The 26124-nt window shown below is 60.8% G+C and carries 27 protein-coding genes and 1 pseudogene; 17 read left to right on the top strand and 11 right to left on the bottom strand.

The annotated features are described in order from the left end of the window. Positions 1-63: 63 nt before the first annotated feature. Positions 64-375 (bottom strand): annotated as a pseudogene (locus tag GV819_RS31730) (TonB-dependent siderophore receptor); the annotation flags it as partial. A gap of 121 nt (positions 376-496) precedes the next feature. On the opposite strand from GV819_RS31730, the gene GV819_RS31725 reads away from it, so the two are divergent. Continuing rightward, positions 497-940: a hypothetical protein gene (locus GV819_RS31725; protein ID WP_161759977.1), complete on the top strand. Its 444-nt coding sequence runs from the start codon at positions 497-499 to the stop codon at positions 938-940. A 22-nt stretch (positions 941-962) separates the two neighbouring features. Next, positions 963-1409 (top strand): GNAT family acetyltransferase, encoded by a 447-nt coding sequence (locus tag GV819_RS31720; RefSeq protein WP_161759976.1) that lies wholly within the window; start codon positions 963-965, stop codon positions 1407-1409. A gap of 16 nt (positions 1410-1425) precedes the next feature. Here GV819_RS31720 and GV819_RS31715 read toward each other — a convergent pair whose 3' ends face one another. Continuing rightward, positions 1426-1842, bottom strand: a complete 417-nt coding sequence (locus tag GV819_RS31715) for a hypothetical protein (RefSeq protein ID WP_161759975.1) — start codon at positions 1840-1842, stop codon at positions 1426-1428. A 203-nt stretch (positions 1843-2045) separates the two neighbouring features. After that, on the bottom strand, positions 2046-2861 hold the full coding sequence (locus GV819_RS31710; RefSeq protein ID WP_161759974.1) for an AraC family transcriptional regulator: 816 nt from the start codon (positions 2859-2861) through the stop codon (positions 2046-2048). A 483-nt stretch (positions 2862-3344) separates the two neighbouring features. On the opposite strand from GV819_RS31710, the gene GV819_RS31705 reads away from it, so the two are divergent. From GV819_RS31705 to GV819_RS31685, 5 genes are all read left to right on the top strand, one after another. Next, positions 3345-3662, top strand: a complete 318-nt coding sequence (locus GV819_RS31705; RefSeq protein WP_161759973.1) for a YXWGXW repeat-containing protein — start codon at positions 3345-3347, stop codon at positions 3660-3662. A gap of 49 nt (positions 3663-3711) precedes the next feature. Next, complete coding sequence (locus GV819_RS31700; RefSeq protein WP_161759972.1) at positions 3712-4293, top strand: RNA polymerase sigma factor; 582 nt, start codon at positions 3712-3714, stop codon at positions 4291-4293. Continuing rightward, positions 4290-4730 (top strand): hypothetical protein, encoded by a 441-nt coding sequence (locus GV819_RS31695; RefSeq protein WP_161759971.1) that lies wholly within the window; start codon positions 4290-4292, stop codon positions 4728-4730. Before GV819_RS31700 ends, GV819_RS31695 begins: the two co-directional genes overlap by 4 nt. After that, positions 4727-5206, top strand: a complete 480-nt coding sequence (locus GV819_RS31690) for a periplasmic heavy metal sensor (RefSeq protein ID WP_161759970.1) — start codon at positions 4727-4729, stop codon at positions 5204-5206. Before GV819_RS31695 ends, GV819_RS31690 begins: the two co-directional genes overlap by 4 nt. Positions 5207-5299: 93 nt before the next feature. Beyond that, positions 5300-5512 carry a YXWGXW repeat-containing protein gene (locus GV819_RS31685; RefSeq protein WP_161759969.1) on the top strand — a complete coding sequence of 71 codons (213 nt, stop codon included), beginning with the start codon at positions 5300-5302 and terminating at the stop codon, positions 5510-5512. Positions 5513-5581: 69 nt separating this feature from the next. On the opposite strand, the gene GV819_RS31680 is transcribed toward GV819_RS31685, so the two are convergent. Next, on the bottom strand, positions 5582-6457 hold the full coding sequence (locus GV819_RS31680; RefSeq protein ID WP_161759968.1) for a LysR substrate-binding domain-containing protein: 876 nt from the start codon (positions 6455-6457) through the stop codon (positions 5582-5584). 226 nt (positions 6458-6683) lie between these two features. Here GV819_RS31680 and ampC point away from each other — a divergent pair, with 226 nt between their 5' ends. Continuing rightward, on the top strand, positions 6684-7856 hold the full coding sequence (gene ampC / locus GV819_RS31675; protein ID WP_161759967.1) for a class C beta-lactamase: 1173 nt from the start codon (positions 6684-6686) through the stop codon (positions 7854-7856). A 171-nt stretch (positions 7857-8027) separates the two neighbouring features. Here ampC and GV819_RS31670 read toward each other — a convergent pair whose 3' ends face one another. After that, positions 8028-8447, bottom strand: a complete 420-nt coding sequence (locus GV819_RS31670) for a hypothetical protein (protein WP_161759966.1) — start codon at positions 8445-8447, stop codon at positions 8028-8030. A 1246-nt stretch (positions 8448-9693) separates the two neighbouring features. Between GV819_RS31670 and pcsA the strand changes: the two genes are divergently transcribed. The 3 genes from pcsA to GV819_RS33425 all read left to right on the top strand — a co-directional run bounded on the left by pcsA (position 9694) and on the right by GV819_RS33425 (position 11426). Next, on the top strand, positions 9694-10410 hold the full coding sequence (gene pcsA, locus GV819_RS31665; RefSeq protein ID WP_161759965.1) for a phosphatidylcholine synthase: 717 nt from the start codon (positions 9694-9696) through the stop codon (positions 10408-10410). A 135-nt stretch (positions 10411-10545) separates the two neighbouring features. Further along, positions 10546-11241 (top strand): hypothetical protein, encoded by a 696-nt coding sequence (locus tag GV819_RS31660; RefSeq protein ID WP_161759964.1) that lies wholly within the window; start codon positions 10546-10548, stop codon positions 11239-11241. Then, positions 11238-11426: a hypothetical protein gene (locus GV819_RS33425; protein ID WP_256667698.1), complete on the top strand. Its 189-nt coding sequence runs from the start codon at positions 11238-11240 to the stop codon at positions 11424-11426. Before GV819_RS31660 ends, GV819_RS33425 begins: the two co-directional genes overlap by 4 nt. A 16-nt stretch (positions 11427-11442) precedes the next feature. Here the strand turns inward: GV819_RS33425 and GV819_RS33920 are convergent, their stop codons facing one another. Next, positions 11443-12102: a PAS domain-containing protein gene (locus tag GV819_RS33920; RefSeq protein WP_434738448.1), complete on the bottom strand. Its 660-nt coding sequence runs from the start codon at positions 12100-12102 to the stop codon at positions 11443-11445. Positions 12103-12388: 286 nt separating this feature from the next. On the opposite strand from GV819_RS33920, the gene GV819_RS31650 reads away from it, so the two are divergent. The 5 genes from GV819_RS31650 (at position 12389) to GV819_RS31630 (ending at position 16886) form a co-directional block, all read left to right on the top strand. Beyond that, the gene (locus GV819_RS31650) at positions 12389-13372 is read left to right on the top strand and encodes a DUF1852 domain-containing protein (protein WP_161759963.1); all 984 of its coding nucleotides are present in this window, start codon (positions 12389-12391) and stop codon (positions 13370-13372) included. Positions 13373-13399: 27 nt separating this feature from the next. Beyond that, a complete protein-coding gene (locus tag GV819_RS31645; protein WP_161759962.1) occupies positions 13400-14428 on the top strand; it encodes a methionine synthase in 1029 nt (342 codons plus the stop codon). Between the two features lie 253 nt (positions 14429-14681). After that, the gene (locus tag GV819_RS31640; protein WP_161759961.1) at positions 14682-15191 is read left to right on the top strand and encodes a flavin reductase family protein; all 510 of its coding nucleotides are present in this window, start codon (positions 14682-14684) and stop codon (positions 15189-15191) included. Positions 15192-15371: 180 nt separating this feature from the next. Next, entirely contained in the window at positions 15372-16025 is a 654-nt protein-coding gene (locus tag GV819_RS31635; RefSeq protein ID WP_161759960.1) for an epoxyqueuosine reductase QueH, read from the top strand. 240 nt (positions 16026-16265) lie between these two features. Then, positions 16266-16886, top strand: a complete 621-nt coding sequence (locus GV819_RS31630) for a LysE family translocator (RefSeq protein WP_161759959.1) — start codon at positions 16266-16268, stop codon at positions 16884-16886. 21 nt (positions 16887-16907) lie between these two features. Here GV819_RS31630 and GV819_RS31625 read toward each other — a convergent pair whose 3' ends face one another. Beyond that, positions 16908-17690 (bottom strand): sulfite exporter TauE/SafE family protein, encoded by a 783-nt coding sequence (locus GV819_RS31625; protein ID WP_161759958.1) that lies wholly within the window; start codon positions 17688-17690, stop codon positions 16908-16910. A gap of 353 nt (positions 17691-18043) precedes the next feature. Here GV819_RS31625 and GV819_RS31620 point away from each other — a divergent pair, with 353 nt between their 5' ends. Further along, positions 18044-20656: a hypothetical protein gene (locus GV819_RS31620; protein ID WP_161759957.1), complete on the top strand. Its 2613-nt coding sequence runs from the start codon at positions 18044-18046 to the stop codon at positions 20654-20656. 42 nt (positions 20657-20698) lie between these two features. On the opposite strand, the gene GV819_RS31615 is transcribed toward GV819_RS31620, so the two are convergent. The 4 genes from GV819_RS31615 to GV819_RS31600 form a co-directional block, all read right to left on the bottom strand. After that, positions 20699-21229, bottom strand: coding sequence for a DUF3087 domain-containing protein (locus tag GV819_RS31615; protein WP_161759956.1), 531 nt, complete (start codon positions 21227-21229; stop codon positions 20699-20701). A gap of 149 nt (positions 21230-21378) precedes the next feature. After that, on the bottom strand, positions 21379-22863 hold the full coding sequence (locus GV819_RS31610) for a PepSY-associated TM helix domain-containing protein (protein ID WP_161759955.1): 1485 nt from the start codon (positions 22861-22863) through the stop codon (positions 21379-21381). A gap of 53 nt (positions 22864-22916) precedes the next feature. After that, positions 22917-25085 carry a TonB-dependent receptor gene (locus tag GV819_RS31605; protein WP_161759954.1) on the bottom strand — a complete coding sequence of 723 codons (2169 nt, stop codon included), beginning with the start codon at positions 25083-25085 and terminating at the stop codon, positions 22917-22919. 121 nt (positions 25086-25206) lie between these two features. After that, positions 25207-25590: a DUF2946 domain-containing protein gene (locus tag GV819_RS31600; protein ID WP_161759953.1), complete on the bottom strand. Its 384-nt coding sequence runs from the start codon at positions 25588-25590 to the stop codon at positions 25207-25209. Positions 25591-26124 lie beyond the last annotated feature (534 nt).

Below are 26124 nucleotides of genomic sequence, written 5' to 3'. Positions count from 1 at the left end.
TGCAACAGCGGCTGCCGGGGATCAGAAACCGACGCTGGCCTGGAAGAAAAAGGTCCGTGGCGCGCCAACGTCGATCTTGTCGTCGATGTAGTAGGCGTTGGCCGCGCTGCCGCCGGTACGGTCCTGGTAGACGTGGCCGTCGGAGTCTGCGGTCAGCACCGGCTGGTTGTTCACCAGGGCCACGCGGCGGGCTTCCTCGTGCATGCCTTCTTTCAGGTAGCGGTAGCCGACGCTGACTTCCTGGGTGGTAGGCCCGAGGTCGAACACATGGGACACCCGCGGCTCGATGCCGAAGGTGTAGTAGGTGCGCGGGGAGGACACCAGGGCCTGCTGGTCACGGGCGGCGATGTTGCTGCCACGGAAGCTGTCGGAATGGCATCCCCCCCGGGTTGCCAGCCCCAGTCTTCAAACGCCGACCGACGAACACTGCCACCGGCATTTCATTGAAGGCACAACTCTGGAATCATGGCCGCTGATCACTCAGGACCTTGGACCGATGACCCGCCTTTCCCGCATCCCCCCCGCCCTCCTCGGCCTGCTGCTGGGCAGCCCTGGCGCCCATGCCGCGCAGACGCCTGAACCGCACATTTACTACAGCATGGTGCCAGGGCACTTCATGTTCATCGGCAAAGACCCGGACGGCGGCGCGACCTACTCCGGCACGGCGGTGATCCGCTTCGAGAACCAGGCCCTGACCCTGGTCAAGACCCAGGACGGCAAGACCTCCACGGCCATCGGCAAGGTGGAGCGGGCAGCGATGGCCGAAGCCGATGTACTGCGCTTTACCTGGCCGGGGCACAGTTCCACCTGCCTGGTACGCAGCGACCTGGACAACTATTCACGCCTGAGCTGCTACTGGATCGAGAACGGGGTGGAGCACAAGGAACCCGGCCTGGAAGCCTATTTCCCGACGGAAACCTGGCCGAGCCATCAAGACTGACGAACCGCCCAGAGAGCAGGTCATGAACCCCATCATCGAGTACAGCAACACCCTTCACCGCCAGCCAGTGATCGATCTCTGGAACCGCGTCTTCGGCTACGACACCGCCCATAACACCCCGTCCCTGGCCATCGACAAGAAAATCGAAGAGAACGACGGCCTGTTCTTCGTCGCCTTGGCCGACGAACAGCTCATCGGTACCCTGATGGCGGGCTATGACGGCCACCGTGGCTGGCTGTACTCCCTGGCGGTGGACCCGCAGCAGCGCCGGCGCGGCACCGGCCGGGCCCTGGTCCGGCACGGCGAGCTCGCCCTTGGCGAACGGGGCTGCCTGAAGATCAACCTGCAAATCGTCAGCAGCAATGCATCGGTGCAGGGCTTCTACCAAGCCCTGGGTTACCAGGTCGAGCCACGGATCAGCATGGGCAAGGTCCTCACTGCGAATATCCCCGAGCACCTGCGCAACTGATCCTGCTCTCCCGCCCTTACCAGTTGTACTGATTCCTGCGCGGCACCATCAGCAGCTGTTGGGCCAGGCTGGTCGCGGCCAATGGCGAGGCGCTGTGCAGCAGCGGGTAGCCCCAGAACTTTTCATAGGTGTCGGCAAAGGCCTCGACCCCGGCCTGGGCCTCAGGCTCCGGGGCAATCACGATCAGCGCCTTGATCCAGCGCTGGATCGCCACCTTGTTGCGTTTCATCCATAGCGAACCCTGCTTGAGCAGGGCCTTGCCCTGCTGGCTGTTCTGCCGCTGCGGATCGGGCATGCCCTCGCTCAGCAGGACAAAAGCGTGGCCGCGCCGCATCAGTTGCTCCAGTTGCAGGAAGGGATCGACCGTAGCCACCTCGCCAGTAGCGGCATGGCGCATCCAGACCAAGGGGAAATGCTGATGATCGAAGTACATGAGGAGACCTCGGAAAGAAGATAAACAAGAATGGTTATCATCTATGAGCAATACCCTGTCCGCATCAGTCAAGATCGACAGACTATTGATCAATCCGGCCAATACCTGCCTCTGGCCGAGAGCGCCAAAGATGACGCCTGGCAAGCCGGCGAGGTTCACCAGGGCTGGGCAAGCCAAGCCCCTCGGGGCTCGGCGGATGGCAACTACGAGGTCGTATCGGTCTTCAGCCGTTGTCCGCGCTCGGCAAAAAACTGCCCCGGCGGCTGGCCCACGGCTTTCTTGAACAAGCGGATAAAGGCGCTGGCGCTGTCATAGCCCAGGGTCAGCGCCACCCGCTCCACCGAGTCGCCCTGCCCCAGCTGCTTGAGCCCCTGGAGGATGTGCAACTGACGCTGCCAGCGCCCGAAACTCAGGCCGGTCTCGCTGAGGATCAAGCGGCTCAGGCTGCGTTCGCTGAGGCCGATCAGCGCGCCCCATTGGTTCAGGCTGCAGCGCTGCTCCGGCCGCTCGATAATCTGCTGGGCCAGGCGCCGCAACTGGGCATGCTGGGGCATCGGCAGGTGAATCTGCTCGCGGGGCGCGGCGCTCAGTTCATCCAGGGCCACCGCCATCAAGCGCCCCTCGGCGCCGTCCAGGTCATACAGCGCCGGCAGCTGCGCGCAGCGCTTGAACAACTCCTGGAGCAGGGGCGATACCGCCAGGGTGCAACAGACCTCAGGTAGCGCCGCAGCATGTTCCGGTTCGACGAACAGGCAATAACCCTGGGCGTGCTCCAGGCCCTGGACGCTGTGGCCGACACCACTGGGAACCCATACCGCGCATTGCGGCGCCGCCAGCCACAAGCCCTCAGGGCTTTCGCAACTGATCACCCCGGATAATGGAAACAACAGCTGGGCCTTGCGGTGACTGTGCCAGGGCCGCTCCCAGCGGCGGTCCTGAGTCGATATGTGCAGGACACTCAGCGCACGCGCAATCGCGTCCGGGTCATGCACCTGTTCCTGCTCCTCGAATACTGGCATTCAGCGCCCTCCCGACCCCAGAGCCACCCTGGCAGTCCACCTGCGCAGAGCCCCCGGCTAGCTCGGGAATTGTGCCGGGTGGAGGCTTCTTAGCCAAGGTTGCAGACGCTCGCGACCTGCCACTCAGCGGTAGTAGCCATAGCGGTAACAGCAGCCATGGTAGTGCCCGGGGTACACGACGCAACCGCCCAGGGACAACATCGTGGCCATGACAATCAGCAGTGCAATACGACGGGACATGGTGAATTCCTCATGGGTTCATCGGTGACGGCCGGGCCATTTGGCTCGGGTACTGATTGAACGTCGCCACGCCACGACATCCGTCGCCGCCCTTCAGCGTTTTTTTCTGCGGCCGGGCCTGCTGAACGGTCGTTGAATCAAGCGTCGATAAAATTTTCCGCAATGCGCGACGGATTCATCCGCCATCTATCGTTGAACCCATCAGCTGCGTTCATCAGAGAACGCCAGCCTGAAGGAGTCATCATGAAGCTCGTCCGTTCCCTGCTGCGTCTACGCACACTGCTGCTGATTCCCCTGGCCTTCACGGCCCTGGCCAGCAGCCCTTCCTTCGCCCAGACCGTGATCATTCAGCAGGCTCCGCCCCCCATGCGCTACGAATCGGCACCCATGGCACGTCCCGGCTACGCCTGGGATCGTGGGCACTGGCGCTGGCACGGGCGTGGCTATGCCTGGGCTCCGGGTCACTGGCAGCCGGTGATGCGCCGCGGCCAGTGGATACCCGGGCACTGGCAGGCCCGTGGCCCGAACTGGTTCTGGATCGACGGGCGCTGGGTCCGCTGAGCCCCCTCACCACCAGGACTGCCCCGTTACCGGACCGAGAGTTGCCCATTTGAACGAAACCGACCCGGACCTGGAGTTGCTCGCACGCATCGGCAACAACGAAGCGCAGGCCGTGAAAGAGATGGTCACGCGCAAGTTGCCGCGCTTGCTGGCCCTTGCCAGTCGCCTCTTGGGCGATGCCGACGAAGCCCGGGACATCGCCCAGGAAAGCTTTCTGCGGATCTGGAAACAGGCCGGAACATGGCGCAGCGAGCAGGCACGCTTCGACACCTGGCTGCATCGGGTGGTGCTGAACCTGTGCTACGACCGCCTGCGCCGGCGTAAAGAACACCTGCAGTCAGACAGTGAGGAAGCCTTCGAGGCGGTGGACAGCGGCCCCACCCCCGACGAACAACTGGACGCCAGCACGCAAAGCCGGCGCATGGCCCAGGCCCTGGACAAACTGCCGGATCGCCAGCGCGAGGCGATCGTCCTGCAGTACTACCAGGAGCTGTCCAACACCGAGGCCGCAGCGCTGATGCAGATCAGCGTCGAAGCCCTGGAAAGCCTGCTGTCGCGGGCCCGCCGCAACCTGCGCAGCCACCTCGCCGAGGCCCCCGGTGCGGACCTCTCAGGAAGGAGAAAACCATGACCCCCGAACGTTTTGTGCACCTGGCCGACGCCTATGGCGCAGACCTGCGACGCTGGCCCGCCAGTGAACGCAACGCCGCCCAGACACTGCTCGGCACCGGCAATGCCCTGGCCCTGGAGGCGTTGCAGCAGGCCCGTTGGCTAGATGGCCAACTGGACAGCTATCAGGTCGCCGGGCCGAGTCCGGCGCTGGCCCAGCGGATCATTGCCGGCGCGGCCTCCCGGCACTCGCCAGGCCCCTCGTTCTGGCGCCGCTACGCCGGCTGGCTGGCCTCCCTGGGCTGGGTCGGCGTAGGCCTCAGCGGGGTCGCCGCCGGCATGCTGGCGGTGACCTTGAGCCTGCCCCTGTCCAACTCCGCCGAAGCCCTGCCCAGCGTCTTCGACCAGAGCGACGCGGAATTTGTCCTGAGCATCAATGCCGAGGAGGCCGAACAGTGAGCCTGTCCATCCGTCCACTGAAAACCTTGCTGGTGCTGTCGCTGCTGCTCAATGTGTTCCTGATCGGCGGTGTCGCCGGCGGCCTCTACCAGTGGCTTGGCCACCCCAAGCCGGCCCAGGCCCTGGCCGTACCCCAGCACGGCCTGCGCCAGGCCATGGCGCAGATGCCGGAGGAGCGCCGCCGCCAGCTGCGGCAGTTGCTGCGCCAGACCCGTAACGACAACCAGTCGTTGATCATTGCCGGGCGCGAGGCCAGGCAAGCGGTGATTCATCAACTCGAGGCCAATGAGCTGGACCGCAATGCCCTGGATGCCGAACTGGGCAAGTCCCGCGAGGCCGACATTGCCTTGCGGGCCCGGGTCGATGATGCCCTGGCAAACTTCGCCGGTAGCCTGTCGCTCCAGGAGCGCCAGCAACTGGTGGACGCCATGTACCTGCACGGACCGGGCAAGAACCGTACAAACAATCGCAATTGAGCACCCGGCGACGGATTTCGTCCCGGGCCGCGTTCAACCCCTGACAGCCCGCCATTGCGGCGGGCGCCCGGACCACTCCCAGGAAACCTGACCATGCTGCGCGCCATCCAGATCACCCTGATCGCCACCCTGCTCGGTACCACCCTGGCCGGCTGCATCGTCGCACCGGCTCACCCGCGGCGGCCACCGCCGCCCATTGTCGAAGTCGTGCCGATGGCGCCAGCCCCGGGTTATCACTGGGTCGCCGGGCATTACCGCTGGCGCGCCGACCAATGGGTGTGGGTACCCGGGCATTGGCGGTACTGAGCCTGACCGCAGACCGCGGGTCGCGGCCAGGGCTGCATGCAGATCTGCGCACGCAACCCTGGCGAGGATTCAGCAGCCCGTGATCTCCAGCAACCAGCGCTTGAACGCGCTCATGGCCGCAGTCTCGGCCCGGGACTGCAAGCGGGTCAGCCAGTAGCTGCCGGTCACAATGCCGATATCGAACGGCTGCACCACGCTGCCGCCGGCCAGTTGGCGCTCGAACATCAGCGGTGGCGCCAAGGCCACGCCCAGGCCTTGCTGGGCCGCTTCGAGCATGCCCAGGGAGGAGTCGAACACGATGCTCTGGGGCAACAGGCTGTTGGCAGCCAGGCCCGCCGCCAGAAACCACTGCGGCCATTCATCGGTACGGTAGGAACGCAGCAGGGTCTGCCCCAGGAGGTCTGCCGGGCTGTGCAACTGGCGGGCAATCTCCGGCACGCACAACACCGACAGCGGTGCCTGCAGCAATTGCACGGCTTCAATGCCATGCCAGGCCCCGCTGCCGAAACGAATCGCATAGTCCAGGCCTTCGGCGGCCACATCCACCCGGTTATTGTTGGTACTCAGGCGCAGGTCGACATAGGGGTGGCGGGCCTGGAAATCCCCCAGGCGCGGCAGCAGCCAGCCCACGGCGAAAGTGCCCACCGCGCCCACCGTCAGCACCTCGTGATAATGCCCACCCTCGAAACGCCCCAGGGTCTGGGCGATGCGGTCGAAGCACTCGCGCAGCACCGGCAGCAGGGTCTCGCCTTCGCTGGTGAGCATCAGCCCCCGGGGCAGGCGCTTGAACAGGGTGACGTTAAGCTGGGCTTCCAGGCTCTTGACCTGATGGCTGACCGCCGCCTGGGTGACACACAGCTCGATGGCTGCGCGGGTGAAACTAAGATGACGCGCCGAGGCTTCGAAAGCCCGTAGCGCATTCAACGGCAGGTGAGGACGGAGCATGGTCATTCCCTAGTTTTTCTAATGGCTCCTGCGAAATATCGTCGTTTGCCGATCCTGCGCAGAATGCCTACATTGGCCTGGCTCACGTAGCGCCGAGCGCGCCCTCGCCGGTCAGTAAGACCTCGCGAGCACTGCGCCAGAAGCTACCCGCAAACAACCCCCAGACCGAAAAGTTGCTCGCAATCCAGCGGCAAGAATAATCAAAGCACATGGAAAACCACCCATCATGCGGCAAATAACCTCAAGCGGATTAGGCATCATCAGCGCCTGCGCGCTGCTCCTCGGTACCGCGCACGCCCTCGCTGCGGATACCGCCGACAACGCTCTGAAAACCACCGTGGATGCCACCATCCGCCCGCTGATGCAGCAGCAAGGCATTCCCGGCATGGCCGTGGCGATTATCGTCGATGGCAAACGACATTACTTTAACTACGGGTTGGCCTCCAAGGAGAACCAAAGCCCCGTGGACAACGACACCCTGTTCGAAGTTGGCTCGGTGAGCAAGACCTATACCGCGACCCTGGCCGGCTATGCCCAGGCCAGCGGTAAACTGGCCCTCACCGACAAGGCCAGCCAGTACCTGCCGGCCCTGCGCGGCAGCGCCCTGAACGGCATCAGCCTGCTGCAACTGGGTACCTACACGGCGGGCGGCCTGCCGCTGCAGTTCCCCGACGCGGTCCAGAGCGAGAACCAGATCCTCGACTACTTCAACACCTGGAAACCCAGCTTCAGCGCCGGTAGCCAGCGCCAGTATTCCAACCCCAGCATCGGCCTGCTCGGCTACCTCGCCGCCCGCAGCCTGGGCCAGCCGTTCGACCAGTTGATCGAACACACGCTGTTGCCCAAATTCGGCCTCAAGCACAGCTACCTGCACGTACCGCAGGACCAGCAACAGCATTACGCCAAGGGCTACGACAAGCAGGGCCAAGCGATACGGGTCAGCCCCGGCCCCCTCGACGCCGAGGCCTACGGGATCAAGACCAGCGCCCCGGACCTGCTGCAGTACGTTGCCGGCAATCTGCAACCAGGCCAGTTCGACGCCCCCCTGAAACAAGCCCTGGCCAGCACCCAGAGCGGTTACTACCAGGTTGGCGACATGACCCAGGGCCTGGGCTGGGAACGCTACAACTACCCCGTGTCCCTGGAGCGGCTGCTGGCTGGCAACTCAGCGCAGATGATCCTCGAACCGCACCCGGTGCAATGGCTGACGCCGGTGCAACCGCCCAAGGCTGACGCGCTGTACAACAAGACCGGCTCCACCGGGGGCTTCGGCGCCTATGTGGTGTTTGTCCCGAGCCAGCAGATCGGCATCGTCCTGCTGGCCAACAAGAACTACCCCAACGAGGAACGGGTCAAGGCAGCCCACAAGATCCTCAGCGTACTGGCACAGCAGAAATAGCTGACCCAAGACTGCCCCCAGCAAAAAACAACACCGCCTGCCCAGTACTGGGCAGGCGGCGTTGTGCTGTCTCGCGACCGCTTCCGAGCCCGATGTGTCCTCTTGGCACCGCCCGGTACAGGTTCAGCGCCCCATCATCCAATGCCCTGCAGGACAACCTGACACGGACGCCTAGATCGCTGGCCCATCAGCACAAGGCCGAACTTCAGGGGAGAATTGGATGACAAAAGCGGTGGTAAAGATCAGCCCCGTGGAGTCACCTGTGCGGACGTCGAATTGGACGGTCTTGCGGTCAGTGGAAATCTCAGTAGCGATGTCCAGGCGCACAGCGGAAATCACCTCCGCACTCAGCGGAAAAATCGGCCAGGCGTCATCAATCTGATGCTCACTACTCAGAACGATCTTCACCACCCCATGGTTGCCGGGGTTGACAAAAAAAGCGCCACTGGGAGGTGCGGTAACATTGACATTGAATTGCATCGCTTCAGTCAGGGCATACCCAACGCCCTCTGGACTGCATTTCATTTTACCCATCGTCAAGCCACTCACTTCCGGGTTCCAGGCAGAGATAGAGAAGGTCGGATCGCTCATAATCAAGTTCCTTATTGGCAATTAGGAAAAGTTACGCAACTACGCTTTCCGAGAATAGGCGCACTCCTGACTTGACGATGTACCAACCATCGAAATCAAGCACATTTGATAGACACTGCAAAAGCGTCTTGCTTCCAATCACCGCAAACCTAACAGCACAGTTAACAGCCCTCCCCCGAAACCCAGAAACATTCAATAAAAACCCAATCCGATAGATTATAAAACACTTAAAGCACAACTAAATAGCTAGCCATTCAAGCATTCAATCCTCATATCATTTCTGCTCGACCAATAGTGTCATTGAGTATAAGAAACTCTCCACGGAGCATTGATTTTTAGCGCACCGATACTAGTCTCCAATCTCGCTACAGTGCTCGTCCCAGGCATCATCCGTCATGGACTGTACCTAAGCGCCGTGTGCCTGGAGCTCAAGCAACGACTACAAATGTTCAAGAAAATTGGCGAAGAAGTGACTCATTCATTAATTTAAAAACAACTGCAAGGCATGATCGAAAGCCTTCAAGCACCAGAAAACACCACGGACAAAAAACAGGCCCAAGTCAAAGACACTGGAGACCTGCAACTCGAACTAAAAAGTGCAACGATGCCAAGCTATACAAAGAGAAAACCCTCAAGCAACTCGAAGATCAGATAAATCAGTTACAAGAGCAAACCCTGACATTCAATAGCGCACCGGCACCAGCCGACCCAACCCACCAGAAAATACAAAGACACCGTGTACTGCGGTGGGCGCCTTATCATTGATCGGCGCGCTGTCATTCTTGGCTCGTGCAACTTACAAGTTACTCTCAACCGAACCCGACTTTGAAATCAGCCTGGATATCGCCCAACTCATCGGCGGCTCACTCGTTGGCCTTGGCGTGGCATTGGCCGGGGCGCCTACGCCATGAAAACCCTGGCGACGGCCAAGAACGCTTCCTGACGTGGCGCTTTCCCTGTGCTGCTGAGCCACACTCACCAGGCCACAACACCACCGCCTGCACCGAGGTCTGTGGGTTTTTCCACGCCCTCTCGCCACAGCTCCTAGAATCAACAGCAGTTGATCGAAAGCACCCGTTAGCGGCCTTTTGCGCCGTGGGCAGAGCAGCTCAAACAGACTGTTCAAGCGTCCATATCGCGCTGAACCTTCTACAAGGCTTTCCGGTCGATAACTGCAATCTGGCAGGTGGCCGGCGCTCCAGCGCCGGCCACCTGCCAGGCATCACCGCCGCTGGAGAAACGCCCTGTGATCTCAACCCTGAAAATTGCCAGAATCAAAGCCTGGGGCGCCCATGGTTTCACCGCCACCGGGGTGGTCAGCGCCTTGCTCGCAACCCTGGCGCTGTTCGACAACCAGCCCAAAGCCTGCCTGTTGTGGCTGGGGGTGGCGCTGCTGGTGGATGGCGTCGACGGTTCCCTGGCGCGCAAGGTCAAGACCAGCTCGGTACTGCCGAATATCGACGGCTCGGTACTCGACCTGGTGATCGACTACCTGACCTATGTGTTCATCCCGGCGCTGTTCATCTACCGCTACATTCCCCTGCCGGAATACAGCGCGCTGCTGGCCACCTCGCTGATCCTGCTGTCCTCGCTGCTGTGCTTCTGCAACGTCAACATGAAGAGCCACGACAACTACTTCCAGGGCTTTCCCGCCGCCTGGAACGTGGTCGCCCTGTGTTTCTACCTGATCGGGACCGGCCCCTGGCTGAGCTTGCTGAGCATCTTCGCCCTGGCCCTGCTGACCGCAACGCGGGTGCAGTTCCTGCACCCTTTCCGAGTGCGCAAGTGGATGCCGCTGAACATCATCGTGACCTTTGTCTGGCTGCTCAGCGGCGCACTGCTGGTGCTCGGCCACCCGCTGCGCAGCCCGCCGATCATGGGCTTGTGGCTGACGGCTTCGGCGTACTTCCTGGGGATCTGCCTATGGCGTTCGGCACAGGAATGGTTCAGCAAGGCTCGCTGAATAACGTCGAAAGGAAAATTGCCGGGTCCCCAGTGAACATGAAAAACTCCTGCACATCAGCCTCTCAAGCAGGGGTTTTCATTACTCCTCCCCCATCCGACACGCTGTCGATGCTGAGAACAAGGACTGGGATGCATGAACCACCTTCCATTGATCGACCTCTACCCCATCAGCGACAGGCCACTGGACCAACGAGAAGTTCTGTTTCATGAAGCCGCGCTCAAAAACAAGTGGCCAACCGTGCCCTTGCGCGAACAACAGACCGTTACCAATGCCAGGGACTTTGTCATCCATACCCTGAACCACTTCGGCGGCTCAGGAGTGGTCAACGAGTTCCGGCGTCAACTCGAGGAGCATGCGTCCCTCAAACAGGCCAAGTCCGCCATGCCCTACCTGAAAGACTCGGCCCCGTTGAAGCGCTATCAAAGAGGCTCAAGCACCGTCTGCTTGGCAACCCTGAATGATGAGGTCAGGCGCTTTGGAAGAGCGCTGGCTGCCGGCCAGGTGCTGTTTCACGGTGGCTCCTGCCATCCAAGAGAGGTGGCTTCGTTCACCACCAGCAAGCCACTCTCGACTTCATTCTGCCCACAGATTGCCGCCTGGCATGCCTATCACGATCTCAATCCGGCCCCTAACCCCATCCCTGCGATCTGGATCCTGAACGCCCCCTATGGCAACAGAAAAGCCGTGATCTACCGCAAAGGCGCACCTGGAATGGAAAATGAACAGGAAGTCCTGATCGAATCAGGCTCGACCATCACTCCCAGATGCATGTTCAACGTCCATACCGCCTCTGCCAATGTCCTGGTGATCGAAGCCATATTGTCTTGAGCCGGATTGAGGCGTTGCCTCTGCAGGGGTTTGCCGATGGGCTTATCGCTTCGTTCAAGGCCTGGACCAACAGCGCCCCGATCTGTGGGTTGTCCGCCACCAGCAACGTGGCGCCCTGGCCGCCGACCTGCAGCGATGCCAAGGCTGCGGAACGCGGCAGGAACAGGGTGAAGCGCGTGCCCTGACCGGGCTGGCGGTAGATCACCAGGCCGCCGCCGGACTGCTGGGCGACGCCGAACACCTGGGACAGGCCGGAATCTGCGCCACACGTTCCACGGCAATCACCAACAGGCCTTCGCCGTGCATCGCGCCCCGGGCGTTGACCGTCATGTTGATCAGCGCGGTATCGAACTGGCCGGCATCGGCGTGGATGTAGCAGGGCTGCTGCAGCTCGATACACAGTTCGATGCAAGCACCGATCAGTGGATTGATCATCTGGGTCAGCCGCGGCCTCGCGGGTGGCACTGATGTCCCGCGAGATGCAGAGGATCTTCTCCGGCTGGCGGCCTCATCGAGCATCGGCGTGACTTGCCCATCCCGCCATTTACGGGTGCCGGCCAAGGTCTCGGCGGCGCCCTGAAAACGCGCCGATTCACCACCCCGCGCTACGACCAGGGCTGCCAGCGCCGCCTGGTTGCTCTCCCCTCGCCAGGAATCCGCCCAGGGACAGCCGACAATCGCGTTGAAATCGCGGACCTCCATGCCCCGCTGGCCACCTTCGCTGATGAACGACAGCCGGCCATCAAGGTCGAGCACCTTGATGCAGTCATTGCTGCTGATCAGCACCCGGGTATTGAGGACACGCTCGGCCTCAAGCCGAGGACGACCGTCTCTACATGACCGGTAAGTCTTCGCCAGCAAGGGGTCGAGACGCTTGAACAGTGCTGAGCTTCCGCTACAAAAGCCAGGACGATTCAGTGAATCCTGCGGGACAGGGACTTGGGCAACTAACCGGACACCACATCATGAATATGGCTAAAGGCTTTAATGAAATCAATTCGTTTTCACTCAATCCATAGGCCAGCATAAAATACGTATTAATTATAGGGAATATAAATACCTTCGAGTTAAAAGCCAGAAAAACAAAAACTGGAAAGCCATAAATAAACTCAGGCTTTATCTCGGACAACCAGGGTGCCAGATCACAATGAACAAAGAGTTTACATTTACCATCAAGAGCATTTGTTTCGACGAAAACTATCATCCCTCAGAAAATACGCGCATCACTACAAATTTTGCCAACTTGGCCAGAGGAAAGAGCCGCCAAGAGAACTTGCGCAACACTTTAAGGATGATTGACAATCGTTTCAATGCCTTGGCGCACTGGGATAACCCCAAAGGCGATCGCTATGCTGTCGAACTTGAAATAATTTCCGTTGAGATGGCTATTGACATTAAAAGCATCGGCAATGCCGTCCCGCTGATTGAAATATTGAAAACGAATATTGTTGATCGAAAAACCAACGAACGCACCGCGGGCATTGTAGGGAATAACTTTTCCTCTTACGTGCGAGACTATGACTTTAGCGTGCTGTTGTTGGGGCACAACAAGAATCAGTCCGAGTTTGGCACTCCAGATAATTTTGGAGATCTGCATGGAAAATTATTCAAGCACTTCGTTAATTCAAGCACTTATAAAGATCACTTCAACAAGCTTCCGGTTATATGCCTAAGTGTTTCGAGCAGCAAGACCTATCAACGGACTGAAAACCAGCATCCTGTTCTGGGCATTGAATACCAGCAAAGTGAATATTCTTTGACTGACGAATATTTCAAAAAAATGGGGTTAAAGGTTCGTTATTTCATGCCTGCAAATAGCGTGGCGCCTTTGGCTTTTTATTTTGCTGGCGACTTGCTAGGTGATTACACCAACCTTGAACTTATCAGCACCATCAGCACGATGGACACCTTCCAGAAGATTTACCGCCCAGAAATTTACAACGCCAACTCTGCAGCAGGACAGTCCTATCAACCCAGCTTGAAGCACCAAGATTATTCACTGACTCGAATTGTTTATGATCGAGAAGAACGTGGCCGACTGGCTATTGAGCAAGGGAAGTTTGTTGAAGAGCACTTTATCAAACCATACCAAGCCACTCTTGAGCAGTGGTCCGCCAATTACGCTCTTTGACTAGTCAAAAATACAAGGTCATCCATTATGAAAAAATTGTTACCCACCTCAACTGCCGGCAGCTTACCTAAACCCTCTTGGCTTGCACAATCCGAGACACTTTGGTCACCTTGGAAATTGCAAGACGAGGAATTGATTGAGGGCAAGCAAGATGCTTTACGCTTGTCGCTGCAAGAGCAACAACAAGCAGGCATAGATATTGTCAGTGATGGTGAGCAAACCCGCCAACACTTTGTCACTACGTTTATTGAGCACCTCGACGGCGTTGATTTCGAAAAACGTGAAACCGTTCGAATTCGTGACCGCTATGACGCCAGCGTACCGACGGTCGTTGGTGCTGTTACTCGCCAAAAGCCAGTTTTTGTTGAAGATGCCAAGTTTCTACGTCAGCAAACCAAGCAACCCATAAAATGGGCTTTGCCAGGTCCCATGACTATGATCGATACACTTTATGACAACCATTATAAAAGTCGCGAAAAACTGGCATGGGAATTCGCCAAAATCCTCAACCAGGAAGCCAGAGAGTTAGAGGCTGCCGGCGTTGACATCATTCAATTCGATGAGCCCGCATTCAATGTTTTCTTTGATGAGGTAAATGATTGGGGAGTTGCCACCTTGGAAAGGGCAATTGAAGGCCTTAAGTGTGAAACCGCTGTACATATCTGCTATGGCTATGGCATCAAAGCCAATACAGACTGGAAGAAGACTTTGGGGTCAGAGTGGCGACAATATGAAGAGGCTTTCCCCAAACTGCAAAAATCCAGTATCGATATAATCTCACTGGAATGTCACAACTCTCATGTGCCAATGGATCTTATTGAGCTCATCCGAGGTAAAAAAGTGATGGTAGGGGCCATTGATGTGGCATCCAACACCATTGAGACACCAGAGGAAGTAGCCAATACCCTACGAAAAGCACTTCAGTTTGTAGATGCCGACAAGCTCTATCCTTGCACCAACTGTGGCATGGCCCCTTTATCTCGTCGAGTAGCAAGAGGCAAGCTAAATGCGCTCAGTGCCGGCGCAGAAATCGTCCGAAGAGAACTCTCGAACTAGTGCTGAGCTAAAGTCGGAAGTGCTGTACGGGAGGATTGAAGACGGTGGAAGTTTCAGGGAGATTCTGAAAGGACTCGCCGAATCTATTGCAATTCGCCGACCAGGTTGCCCGAAGAATAAAGTGGGCTATCTGGTCGGTTTTGCTCGATGGCCCGCTTTCAAAATTGGCAAAGGTTGAACTCAACCAAAATTACCGGACGACTTCAGACCTTCCCTAGCACTTTCGAGTCGCACTCAATATTTAGGATCTACCATGTCACTTCCTAGTACTGCTATCGAGCCATTGAGCTTTCGCGAAGCGCTCGGGTATTACGCTTCCGGTATCACGGTGATTACATCACACATTGATGGCGAGCCGATTGGCTTCACTTGCCAGTCGTTCTATAGCGTGTCGATGAACCCGCCGCTGGTGTCATTCAGCGTAATGTCCAGTTCGGCCAGCTATCCCAAAATTCGCCAGGCAGGTCGATTCGTAGTCAATATCCTGTCAGGTGAGCAGGTCAATATTTCCAACCAGTTCGCTCGAAAAGGCACGGACAAGTGGCACGGAGTCGAATGGCAGGAATCGCCGCTGGGTAATCCGATAATTGTCGGCAGCCTGCACTGGCTTGATTGCGAAATTCACGTCGAACACGCCGCAGGTGATCATCTGATCGTGATTGGTGAAGTGAAAGCGTTAAAACTACAAGAAGCTGCCGCTACGCAGCCATTGCTGTATTTCAAAGGACAGTATTGCAACCTCGCCGCACATAGCGCGGTTTGAGCATTTACCTTCGCGGCCCGCTTTTACGCGTCAATCAAGCGAGAGCCTTAGCAAGTCCATGAATACTCATGGCACCGGAGCCATTTGGGGGGCTTCTAGCGACGTTTACCTACAGGTTAGCGGAGCACTGCACTGTGCTCCGGTTGCTCATTTGGACCGATATACCCAGGACACTCCGTCATGACAAACATCAAAAGGCCTCAACTCAGCCTTCCCGATGGCGCGGACAAGTTGCTGTTGCACTCCTGTTGCGCGCCCTGTTCGGGAGAGGTGATGGAAGCGATCAGCGCCTCGGGCATCGACTACACCATCTTCTTCTATAACCCGAACATCCACCCTGAGCGTGAATACCTATTGCGCAAGGACGAGAACATCCGCTTTGCCGAAGAGCACAAGGTGCCGTTTATCGATGCCGATTACGATAAAGACAACTGGTTCGAACGTGCCAGAGGCATGGAGCATGAACCCGAGCGCGGCGTGCGCTGCACCATGTGCTTCGATATGCGCTTCGAACGCACCGCGCTTTACGCCTATGAAAACGACTTCACCGTGATTTCCAGCTCCCTCGGTATCTCGCGCTGGAAAGACATGAAGCAAATCACCGACAGCGGCATCCGCAGCGCACAAAAGTATCCGGGCATCACCTATTGGGACTACAACTGGCGCAAGGGTGGCGGCTCGGCGCGGATGATCGAAATCAGCAAGCGCGAACGTTTTTATCAGCAGGAATATTGTGGTTGCATTTACTCCCTGCGCGACACCAACCACCATCGCAAGGACCAGGGGCGGGACATCATCCGCATTGGCGTCAAATACTACGGGGACGATGAATAAGCGTTTCGCAGCGCGTCCTGGAGTTGATTGATGCGTCGCCTTATACCGCACAATCAGCAGGTATTCCTGACCTATGAGCGTTCTGAAAAAGGCGCTCAATGACTGTTCTTGGCCAAAGGCAGCCACCAGCAACCAATCATCCATGCAAACCACCAGCAATCCCGCAAGCGCCTTTAAACCCTCGCCGGCTTGGGGCATGCTCCATCGACGCCGATGCCCTCTTCTTGTCGAGAACGCCCCATGAACACCACCACCTTGCTGCTCTACACCTCAAGCTGCTTTATCGGCGCATTGATTCCCGGCCCCACCTCGCTGCTGGCCATGGCCAACGGCACCTCGCGCAATCGCCAGCTGGTGGCGGTGGGCATGGCCGGCGCGGCGCTCTCGGATGTGCTGATCATTGCTGCCGTGGGCTTGGGCCTGGGGGCCATGCTGATGGCCTCGCAGCAGCTGTTCATGGTCTTGAAGTGGGTCGGCGTGGTTTACCTGGCCTGGCTCGGTTTCCAGCTCTGGCGCAGCGCGCCCCTGGCCCTCGACGCCCAGCAGGTGCGGGCCGGCTCGCGACATGGCGAGGTGTTCCGGCGCAGCTTCTCGGTGGCCATGACCAACCCCAAGGTGCTGCTGTTTTTCACCGCCTTCCTGCCACAGTTCGTAGATCCAGCCCAGCCGGTCTTTGCCCAATACGCCACCCTGGCGCTGGTCACGGCAATCGTCGAGGTGATGGTGATGGGCTTGTATGCCGCCGGAGGGGTGCAGGCGGCGAAGCTCCTGACCCAGACCGGTATGCGCCGGCTCAACCAATGCTGCGGTGTGGCGATGCTCTCGTTGGCGGGGTTTCTGGCGTTGTATCGCCGGGCCTGAGGCGGCCCGGCCAGCGAGGCCTCAGAAGGCCAGCTTGTAGCCGATGGAGAACAGCATGACTGCCAGGCACGGCCGCAGGATCTCGTCGGAGATGCGTCCGCTCATGTGACTGCCGACCCAGATCCCCGGCAGCGAACCCATCAACAGGAAACCCAGCAGGTGCCAGTCCATGTTGCCCATGCTGGCATGCCCCAGGCCAGCCACCAGAGTCAGGGGCACAGCATGGGCAATCTCGGTGCCCACCAAGCGCTTGGTGGCCAGGAACGGGTAGAGAATGAACAGCGCCACGGTGCCCAGGGCACCCGCACCGATGGAGGTCAGGGCGACCATGGTGCCGAGGATCAACCCGGTGACCACGGTCAGGCCATTGAGGCCGCCAGGGCTCGGCTGGTAGTCACCGCCATGACGCTGGGCAAAGGCCATGAGCTTCTTCTTGAAGACGATGGCCAGGGCTGTGAGCAGCAGGACAAATCCCAGGGCCTGCTTGATCACCGCGTTCAGAGCCTGGGGATCGGTGTCGAGGTTCTTCAGGAACCACAGGCTGGCCACCACTGCCGGCACGCTGCCCAGGGTCAGCCAGCCGGTGATGCGCCAATCGATGTTGCGGTTCTTCTGGTGCACCAGCACCCCACCGGATTTGGTGATGGCGGCGTACAACAGGTCGGTGCCCACCGCAGTGGCCGGATTGATCCCGAACCAGAGCAGAATCGGGGTCATCAGCGAGCCACCTCCGACCCCTGTCATGCCAACGATGAACCCGACAACCAGGCCTGCAACTACAAAACCGAAATTACCCACATCCATCAATAAAGCCCTACAAATCACGCGGCCAGGTAAAAAACTGGCGGCAGCATAGCGGCTAAAGCTTATGTCCATTTATATGAATAAAATCTAACGTTATAACCACGGTCTATTTTCTCATGCGCCAAATGCATGAAAATCCTGAAAACCTTGCACCCCAGGCAAGTCGAAACCAACCGTTTAGCACCGCCGACGAAGACCTTGAACATGGGTTCAAAGCCGATTCCAGCGGCCTCATCAACGCTGCCGTCGCTGCACACCCAAACCCCGGCATCCGGTATTCTGCTGGGCGCTCGGCAGGGCACCCGGTCCACGGCGCAACCAGGCCCCTGCCCCTCCGTCCCCAAGGAAGGTCCATGACATCCGACGAGAACCCGTACCAGATCGAGCAACAACGCATCCGTTTCAGACGCCTGAGCCTGCACCAGGAAGCCCCCGGGCAAACCCGCTCCAGCCGTGGCCATTGGGGGCTGGCGCTGTCTGGCGGCGGCATTCGCAGCGCAACCTTCTGCCTCGGAGTCCTGCAGGCCATGGCCCGGGCGCCGGCGCCTACCGCGCCAGCCGAGCCGCCACCAACTGACGCGGCCACGGACAACAGCCTGCTGTCGCGCTTCGACTACCTGTCCACGGTCAGTGGCGGCGGCTACATCGGCAGCTTCTTCTCCAGCCTGTTCCTCCCCGGACGCCTGCGCGACCTGGATCCCCAGGACCCGGTGGGCCAGGCCGCCCGCGATGCCTACCAGGCGCTGCGCTTCGAGCCGCCGGGACGCATCAGCACCGGCGTCGACTATGCCCAACAGCCCGTGGGCCAAGGCCCCGGCGCCTGGCTCCGGGAAAACGGCCGCTACCTGACCCCCACCGGTTCCGGCGACATGCTCTACGCCCTGGCCATGACCTGGCGCAACTGGCTGTCACTGCACGTAATGATCGGCCTGCCGATTCTCCTGATGCTCAGCCTGCTGACCCTGTTCCAGGTCCTGAGCCACGCCAGCCTGCTGCTCTGGCCGCTGATGGCCATGCTGCTGTTCGCCCTGCCCTGCGCCGTGGCGTACTGGCTGGTGATCCCCCGGGGCGATCTGGACCAGCCGCCGAGCCTGGGCAACGCCGCGTTCCGCATCATGCTGGGGATCGTCGCCGGCCTGTGGGTCGGCGGCGCCCTGGCCTATGGCATGGCCCAATGGCAGGCGCTGGGAAGCCTGAGCCTGGCCGCCGCCCTGGTCGGCACCAACGCCCTGCTGATCACTCGCCAATTGACGCGCAGATTGGCCGACAACCGCGACCCGACCAAGGACAGCGTCTGCAACAACTGCGTGCGCAACTATCGGGTGCAGATCACCCGCGCCCTGGGCCGGGCCATGGTCGCAACAGCGGCCCTGGGTTTTCTCGCCCTGCTGGTGAGCAGCGCCGAAGCGCTGTATCGCTACCTGCTGGACTACCAGGCCCTGGGCACCCCGCTGTTGCTGGCACTGCTGGTCTGGCTGATTCGCCGCCTGGTCCTGCTCAAGGACGAAAAACCCCTGCCCGGCTGGATGCGCAAACTGCCACTGGATGTGCTGGCGCTGGTCGCCGGCGGCCTGCTGCTGACCCTGCTGTGCCTGTGCTGGGCGCTGCTGGTGCAGTGGATCGCCCATGACGGCGGCGCCGTCTCCAACAGCCCGGCGGCGGCCTGGCGCCTGCTGGCGGTGAGCCTGTTGGCCGCCTTGCTGGTGTGCATCAGCGGGCGCTTCATCGGCTTTCTCAACACCTCGTCACTCCAGGCTTTCTATAGTGCACGCCTGAGCCGTGCCTACCTCGGCGCCTCCAATGGCCGGCGTTTCAACGGCCCGCCCCAACAGCGCCGCACCTACCTCAGCGTGGCCGAGCCGATGTCCAACGACGACCTGTCGCTGCAGCAGTACTACGCCACCCCCAGCGCCGGACCGGTGCACCTGATCAACGTCACCATGAACCTGACGGTGGACCCCGCCGAGCAACTGGTGCAACGCGATCGCAAGGGCAAACCGCTGTGCATCGCGCCGAACTGGGCGCCTGCCGTGGGCAGAGCAACACCTGCCAACCAAGGCCCGGCGGAACGCTACAGCCTCGACGGCAAGCCCTATCGCCGTGACCTGAGCCAGGGCCCGGACTCGGAAATCATGGGGGCCTTGACCCTCGGCCAGTGGATCGGCGTCTCTGGCGCTGCCTTCAGCACGGGCCTGGGCCGGGCCAACAGCCTCGGCATGTCGCTGATCCTCGGGCTGGCCAACGTGCGCCTGGGGATCTGGTGGCCGAGCCACTTCGTCGACCCCGGCCAATCGGGCTGGGTGCCTCGGGACCTCAAGCCCTGGACCTACTTCAGCACCCAGGCCTACCTGTTCTACGAATTGAGCTCACGCTTTCACGGGCACCGCCGCGACTACCAGTACCTGTCCGACGGTGGCCATTTCGAAAATACCGCCACCTACGAACTGCTGCGCGAAGGGCGCCAGGTGGAGTTGATCGTCACGTGCGACTGCGGCTGTGATCCGGATTACCAGTTCGATGACCTGGCCAACCTGGTGCGCCTGGCGCGCATCGACCAGGCCCTGGAAATCCGCGAGGACCCGGGGGTGCTGGAGCATCCGCAACTCAAGGCAGTGTTCGCCAGCCTCGAACAGTTCCGCCAGCCAGCCAGCGCCGACAGCCAGAAGTGCGCCTTGCTGCTCAACGTCTACGCCCATGCCCCGGGGACCCAGGCCGACCTCGCGGCCACGCCGCACTGCCGGATCCTGGTGCTCAAACCGCGTTTGATCGCCGGGCTGACACCGGACGTCGTCAACTACGCCCGGGCCAACCCGGGTTTTCCCAACCAGAGCACGGTGGACCAGTTTTTCGATGAGGCGCAGTTTGAAAGCTACCGCCAGCTGGGGCTGAACATCGGCCAGCGGCTGTTCGGCCAGGCGGGGCAATCCAACGAGATCGCCGAGGCATTGTGGCGCTACCTGGGGTAACCCGGATCATCGACAAGCCGATGCCGGATCACCCCTGGCAGGTCAGCGCGGCTGGTGGGCCTTGACCGCTTCCAGCCACTGCGCTTCCAGGCGCTCCTGCTGCGGGTCGATGCCGTGCTCGGCCAGCAGCGCCAGATGCCGTTCCACTTCACCGAGCATCTGTCCGTGGGCGCTGGAGTTGGCGTCCAGCTGGTGCATCTGGATCAGCCCCAGGTGATAGAAACGCAGCAGCTTGAGCGCGGCCGGATCACCGGCCGCGACCCCGGCGGTGACCTGATGCATGACGTTGGTCACGCGCATCAGGCTGCGCTTGAGGCGCCAGCCGTAGACCGCCGAGGCCATCCACGGTTGCTGCCAGAACACCCCGCGCAACAAGGCGGCGCTGATCAACAGACCGGTGAACACCCCGGCCGCATTCCACACCAGGTTGTCACCGCCGGGCTGGCCGAACACCGCCACCGCGGCGCTGGAAAACAGCATGGCCAGGGCGATGAACACCAGGGCGATGATCAGGGTGCTGCGGCGGGTTTGCCGACGGTAGATCTCGGGGTCCTGCGGGGTGATGACGAACATGGGCGCGACGGGCTCCAGTGGCAGTGGGTGGTGGGGCTGGCGTGCATTATCACCGCAGCAGCCGGTGCCGGTGGCTTAAATCGCCGGCGGGGGGAAAAATACCCCATAACCCTGATCCAGGTCGGTGTATTCATCCCCCACGCCGGGCGTCAACCGCGACGCGGACGCAATGAGCGGCCCAGACGCCGCCAGCCCAGCACCACGCCACTGACACTGATCAGCAAACCGCCAGCACTGAACAGCAGCATCCACAGGTCCCACAGCGGCCGGTTGGCCAGCAGCGGCAGCCAGTCCCAGCTGTGCAGCAGCGCGAACAGCCAGCGCGAGGCTCGACGCGGCTGGTCCAGTTGCCCCACCACGGCCCCCGTATAGAGGTCCAGGTGCAGCCAGGTCTGCGCCGGATCGTCGAAGCACACCCGCAGCACCGGCAGGCGCTGTTGCATATGACCCATCATGCTTTGCGGTTCCCGGGCGTAGTAATAGAAGTCGTAGGCCGCCAGTTGCTGGACGAGCATCGGCTGCTGCGGGCGAATGGCCCAGGCCGCCTGCTGCAGGGTGCCCGGGTTGAACCGGCGCAGCACCTGATCCTCAGCCATGGACAAGATTCGTGTACGCCCGGCACCGTCATGACCGATCACATAACCCTGGCCGCCAATCATCCGCCACTCCAGTTCCCGGGCCTGCAAGCCATCATCGGCAAAGCGTCGCAGCGCCTGCGCCGCGCTCAGGGGAAAGGCCGCAGCGCTCAGCGGAGCCCCCTGATAGGCCGCCACTGACAAGGGCTGGGCGCTGCTGAAGATCTTCCACGGGTTCATCGACATCAAGCCGCTGAAGATCCAGGTAATCGCCAGCACGCCGAAGAGCATGCCGCCCAGGTGATGCCAGCGGGCAAAGCCCTGGTATGGCGAGTGCGAGCCGTTGCGGTAGGTACGCTTGAAGCGCCAGCGCAATACGCCCACCGCCAGGCCCAGCACCGTCATCAAGGTCGCGGCCAGGGACAGGTAGGTGACGATCGGCCCCCAGGCGCCATCGATGCCGATACCGCGCAACGGGTACAGCCAGTGCAACCAGGCACCGATCCAGTTCCAGCCGCGTTCGCTGGCCGTGGCATCGCGCACCACTTCCCCGCTGCTGGCGGAAACATACAGCAGGCGCCGCTCGGCATCGGCGATGGCTACCCGGTGCAAGGGCCGGTCGGCGTCCAGGCCCCGAGACAGGCTCCACATGTCTTCGCTCACCGCGCCGCGATCTTCCACCGCGACTCCGGGGGCGAACTGTCGGGCCGCGGCCAGCGCCTCCACCGGGCCAACGGCCGGTGGCACCAGGCCGCTAAGGGCATCCACCGCAACCTTGCGCAGCCCCGGGTATTCAAGGATGTAACGGGGTGCACCGGCCACCGTGGTCAGGCGGATGCTCGACGGTGGCTGCCGAGCATCGGCAGCCCGCAGCACGTGCTCCAGGCCGACGCTCTCATCGTCCAGGACCAGGTCCGGCAAATGCGCCAGGTGCTCGGCGGGCGTCAGCTTGGGGTAGCCGACATACAGCATCACCACCCCGGAGATGAACCACAGGGCCATGAACAGGCAGGCGACAATGCCCAGCCAACGGTGCCAGAGGTACAGGTAACGCTTCATCACAGGCATCTCGCAACGGCGCAGGGTGCCACCAGGCACCCCGCGCTCTCAGGTTAAAAGCGCGTTTGCAACGCCAGCTCGAAAGTTCGTGGCGCCCCCAGATACAGCTGGGTCGGCGCGGTAGTGCGGGCGTAGACCTGATCGGTGAGGTTGCGCACCCGCGCCGTGACCCGGGTGTCGCTATCCACCTGGTAGCCAACGAAAGCGCCGAAAATCGTGTAGGCCGGGGCATAACGAGTGTTGGCCGCGTTGGCGTACATCGACGACACATAGCGGCTGTCAGCGCCGACCTGCCAGGAGCGCGCCAGGTCATAGGTCAACCACAGGTTGGCGACCTTGTCCGGGGTATTGGTGGGGCTGTTGCCCTTGCGCGACACCGAACGGCCGCCGACGTTTTCATAGAACTCGTCGTACTGGGCATCGACATAGGCGAAGTTGCCTTCGGCCAGCAGTTTGGGCGTCACCCGCAGCGAGCCCGCCAACTCCACGCCCCGCGAGGACTGCTGCCCCACCGGCTGGCTGCTGCCGGGGTTGCTCGGATCGGCAGTGGAGAGATTCTTGCGTTCAATGCGGTAGGCGGCCAGGGTCGCCGAACCACGGCCATCGAGGAAATCGAACTTGCTGCCGACCTCCCACTGATTGCCGGTGCTCAGGTCAAAGTCCCGCACCTGGCCATAGCTGGCGGTGGTCAGGATGCCCGACGGTGGATCGGCCGCGGTGCTGTATTGCACGTAGACGTTGGCGGACGGGGTCAGTTCATAGACCAGCCCCAGGCGCCCGGTGGTGGGCCGGTAGTTACGCTGGAAAAACGCCGGATTGGCCTCGGTGACAGCACGGTAGTTGGTCACCTGCAGGTCGATCTGATCGTGACGCAGGCCACTGAGCAGGGACAGGCGATCAGTCAACTGCAGACGGTTTTCCAGGAACATCGCCCAGGTGTCCACCTGGTTGCGGCGGTTCTTCTCGAAGCCGCGGCGCATGCCCGGCAAGTCCCAGAAACTGCCCGGATCGAAGTCCCCCGGATCGACGCTCGAGGCCGAGGCCGACAAGGAGCGCGGGTAGTTGCTCATGACGTTGTGGCTGTAGTCGATGCCCGCCGACCAGCGGCTGTCCAGGCCGAACAGGTTGTTCTGATGCAGCAGCTCGAAGCGATTGCCGTTGAGCTCCTGGGCGTGACGCTGAAGCAAGATGCCGGAGCGCTTCACCTGGGTGTTGTCGCTGTTGTAGGCGTAGGTTTCCAGGTTGCGGTATTCGCGGTCGGCGTTGTAGTGGTACAGGGTATTGCGTAGCGAGGTACGGTCATCGACCTGATAGTCGATGATCGAGCGCAGCCACTGCACCCGCTGCTCATAACGGCCGTCACTGACGTTGTAGTTCTCGAAGCGCCGGCTCTTGTCCACTTCCATCTTGCCCCCCAGGGGACTGAGGGCCGGAGTGCCCCAGTAGGGACTGTCGACGCTTTCGTTCTGATACTCGTAGGCCAGGGTATGGGACAGCTGATCATTGAAATCCGTCAGCAGGGAGAAGGCCGTGGTCCAGGCATCGCGCTGTTCGCGATCGACGTAACCGTTGCTGGTGGTATGGCTGACGTCGAAACGCGCGTAGTGCCGCGGCCCTGCCCCGTCGTTCAGCGCGTGATTGAAACCGAAGGAGGTCTCCGTGCTGTCGTAGGAGCCGTAGCTGATCCTTCCTTCATTGAACGATTCAGTACGCGACGGCAGTTTGCTGATGTAGTTGATCGAACCGCCCACCGCACCGGCACCGTAGAGAAAGCTCGAAGGCCCACCCACCGCCTCGACCCGGTCGTAGATCCAGCTGTCCACCGGGCGCGCGGCGATGGAGTCGTACTGCACGCTGATGCCGTTGAACAACTGGGTGATCTGCGCACCGGAAAAACCGCGATAGGAAACGAACCCCGGCACACCCGGCGACGAGGCGGCGTTCATCCCCGGCACGCTCGCCAGCATGTCCTGGGTGTTGGCAGCGCCGCGCTGCTCGATCTGCTGACGGTTGACCACACTGACCGAAGCCGGGGTTTCCCGCGGGGTCAAGCCCAGGCGCGAGCCGGTGCTGCTTTGGGTATCCAGTTGCAGGCCGAGTTTTTCCTCTTCCTCGGCGCTGATGCGCATCTGCGGCAATTGCAGCGGGCCCTCGGCCAGGGCATTGAACGACAGGGCGCAACACAGCGCCGCACAACTCGGGGAGCGATACAGGAACTTCATGGACACGGACTCGAAAAATAATCATCGAACACCGCCCGGCAGCCGTCGCAACCGCGACCGCAGGATAAGTACCGGGAGATGAAAAAGCGCGGCTGCCGCAGGCGGTCGCCACAGAGCGGTGTCAGCCCAGGGGCGGTGCTCGAGGATTGAGCGCGGGCCAGGAGTAACGCGGCGGCGCCTTGCTGCGCCGCTCGATCCTGAGCCGTGCCGGCTGCTGGCGACGCAGCAGCCAGGCGAGGCAGAACAACAGCCCGATGCCCAGGCTGATCGCCGAGCACAGCGGGCACATAAAGGTGCTCAGCCCGCCGGCGGCGGCCTGGTCGCTGAAGTCGGCGTTCAGGGCCGGGCCCGGGTTGCCCATGGCGGAACAGAACTGCCCGCCAACGCCATTGAGTTCCAGCCCGGCCATCTGCCCATGGCCCAGACCACAGACGAACACGTTGAACAGCACGCAGAAATACAGCGTCCAGGCAATGTGGGGGCGATGGGAGGTGGCATGGGTCATGGCGGCAAGATTAACAGCGAAAAAAGCACTGGAAAATCACCAATTTATGGCGAGCGAAATTAATGGGCCCGCCAGCGGTGAGGTTATGGCGAGTCTTATAGCCGACTGCCGAAGCGTGGAGGATCGGACCAGAACTAAAGTCGCTGGGTGGCGGGAAAGCCCCCCCGAGTGCCGCTGGGTGAGCCCGTGTCTTGGCAGCCCCATGCCACCTACATTGCCCTTGATGGCTTTTGGCCTTGATGCGCAAGAAGTTGCGCACCCCAATGGGGATAACCCTGTGGGTACATGGCTGTAGGCGAGATGGCTAGGGCTGTACAGAGGAGTGCGCAAGAAGTTGCGCAGTACTGCGCAACTTCTTGCGCACTTTCCATGGGATCTCGGGCCTGAAACAGGCTGTTGAATCATGAAAATACAGTAACTGATTGATTTGTAATTGTTATTTTTAAGCTGGCACAAGTCTTGATATGTCCCTGGAGCCCGGCCGGCCATTCAGGCCTCCGGTTTTCCGTATGTCCAAGCAAGGAGAGCAACAAT

The organism is Pseudomonas sp. Fl5BN2, from assembly GCF_009908205.1.
Taxonomy (GTDB): Bacteria; Pseudomonadota; Gammaproteobacteria; order Pseudomonadales; family Pseudomonadaceae; genus Aquipseudomonas.
Note: the sequence above shows the minus strand (reverse complement) of the source record. Positions and strands in the feature narration are given on the sequence as shown.

Coding starts and splice junctions, on each gene's coding strand:
- GV819_RS31725 (WP_161759977.1), top strand. CDS start 497: ATGACCCGCCTTTCCCGCATCCCCCCCGCCCTCCTCGGCCTGCTGCTG.
- GV819_RS31720 (WP_161759976.1), top strand. CDS start 963: ATGAACCCCATCATCGAGTACAGCAACACCCTTCACCGCCAGCCAGTG.
- GV819_RS31715 (WP_161759975.1), bottom strand. CDS start 1,842: ATGTACTTCGATCATCAGCATTTCCCCTTGGTCTGGATGCGCCATGCC.
- GV819_RS31710 (WP_161759974.1), bottom strand. CDS start 2,861: ATGCCAGTATTCGAGGAGCAGGAACAGGTGCATGACCCGGACGCGATT.
- GV819_RS31705 (WP_161759973.1), top strand. CDS start 3,345: ATGAAGCTCGTCCGTTCCCTGCTGCGTCTACGCACACTGCTGCTGATT.
- GV819_RS31695 (WP_161759971.1), top strand. CDS start 4,290: ATGACCCCCGAACGTTTTGTGCACCTGGCCGACGCCTATGGCGCAGAC.
- GV819_RS31685 (WP_161759969.1), top strand. CDS start 5,300: ATGCTGCGCGCCATCCAGATCACCCTGATCGCCACCCTGCTCGGTACC.
- GV819_RS31680 (WP_161759968.1), bottom strand. CDS start 6,457: ATGCTCCGTCCTCACCTGCCGTTGAATGCGCTACGGGCTTTCGAAGCC.
- ampC (WP_161759967.1), top strand. CDS start 6,684: ATGCGGCAAATAACCTCAAGCGGATTAGGCATCATCAGCGCCTGCGCG.
- GV819_RS31670 (WP_161759966.1), bottom strand. CDS start 8,447: ATGAGCGATCCGACCTTCTCTATCTCTGCCTGGAACCCGGAAGTGAGT.
- GV819_RS31660 (WP_161759964.1), top strand. CDS start 10,546: ATGAACCACCTTCCATTGATCGACCTCTACCCCATCAGCGACAGGCCA.
- GV819_RS31650 (WP_161759963.1), top strand. CDS start 12,389: ATGAACAAAGAGTTTACATTTACCATCAAGAGCATTTGTTTCGACGAA.
- GV819_RS31645 (WP_161759962.1), top strand. CDS start 13,400: ATGAAAAAATTGTTACCCACCTCAACTGCCGGCAGCTTACCTAAACCC.
- GV819_RS31640 (WP_161759961.1), top strand. CDS start 14,682: ATGTCACTTCCTAGTACTGCTATCGAGCCATTGAGCTTTCGCGAAGCG.
- GV819_RS31635 (WP_161759960.1), top strand. CDS start 15,372: ATGACAAACATCAAAAGGCCTCAACTCAGCCTTCCCGATGGCGCGGAC.
- GV819_RS31630 (WP_161759959.1), top strand. CDS start 16,266: ATGAACACCACCACCTTGCTGCTCTACACCTCAAGCTGCTTTATCGGC.
- GV819_RS31625 (WP_161759958.1), bottom strand. CDS start 17,690: ATGGATGTGGGTAATTTCGGTTTTGTAGTTGCAGGCCTGGTTGTCGGG.
- GV819_RS31620 (WP_161759957.1), top strand. CDS start 18,044: ATGACATCCGACGAGAACCCGTACCAGATCGAGCAACAACGCATCCGT.
- GV819_RS31615 (WP_161759956.1), bottom strand. CDS start 21,229: ATGTTCGTCATCACCCCGCAGGACCCCGAGATCTACCGTCGGCAAACC.
- GV819_RS31610 (WP_161759955.1), bottom strand. CDS start 22,863: ATGAAGCGTTACCTGTACCTCTGGCACCGTTGGCTGGGCATTGTCGCC.
- GV819_RS31605 (WP_161759954.1), bottom strand. CDS start 25,085: ATGAAGTTCCTGTATCGCTCCCCGAGTTGTGCGGCGCTGTGTTGCGCC.
- GV819_RS31600 (WP_161759953.1), bottom strand. CDS start 25,590: ATGACCCATGCCACCTCCCATCGCCCCCACATTGCCTGGACGCTGTAT.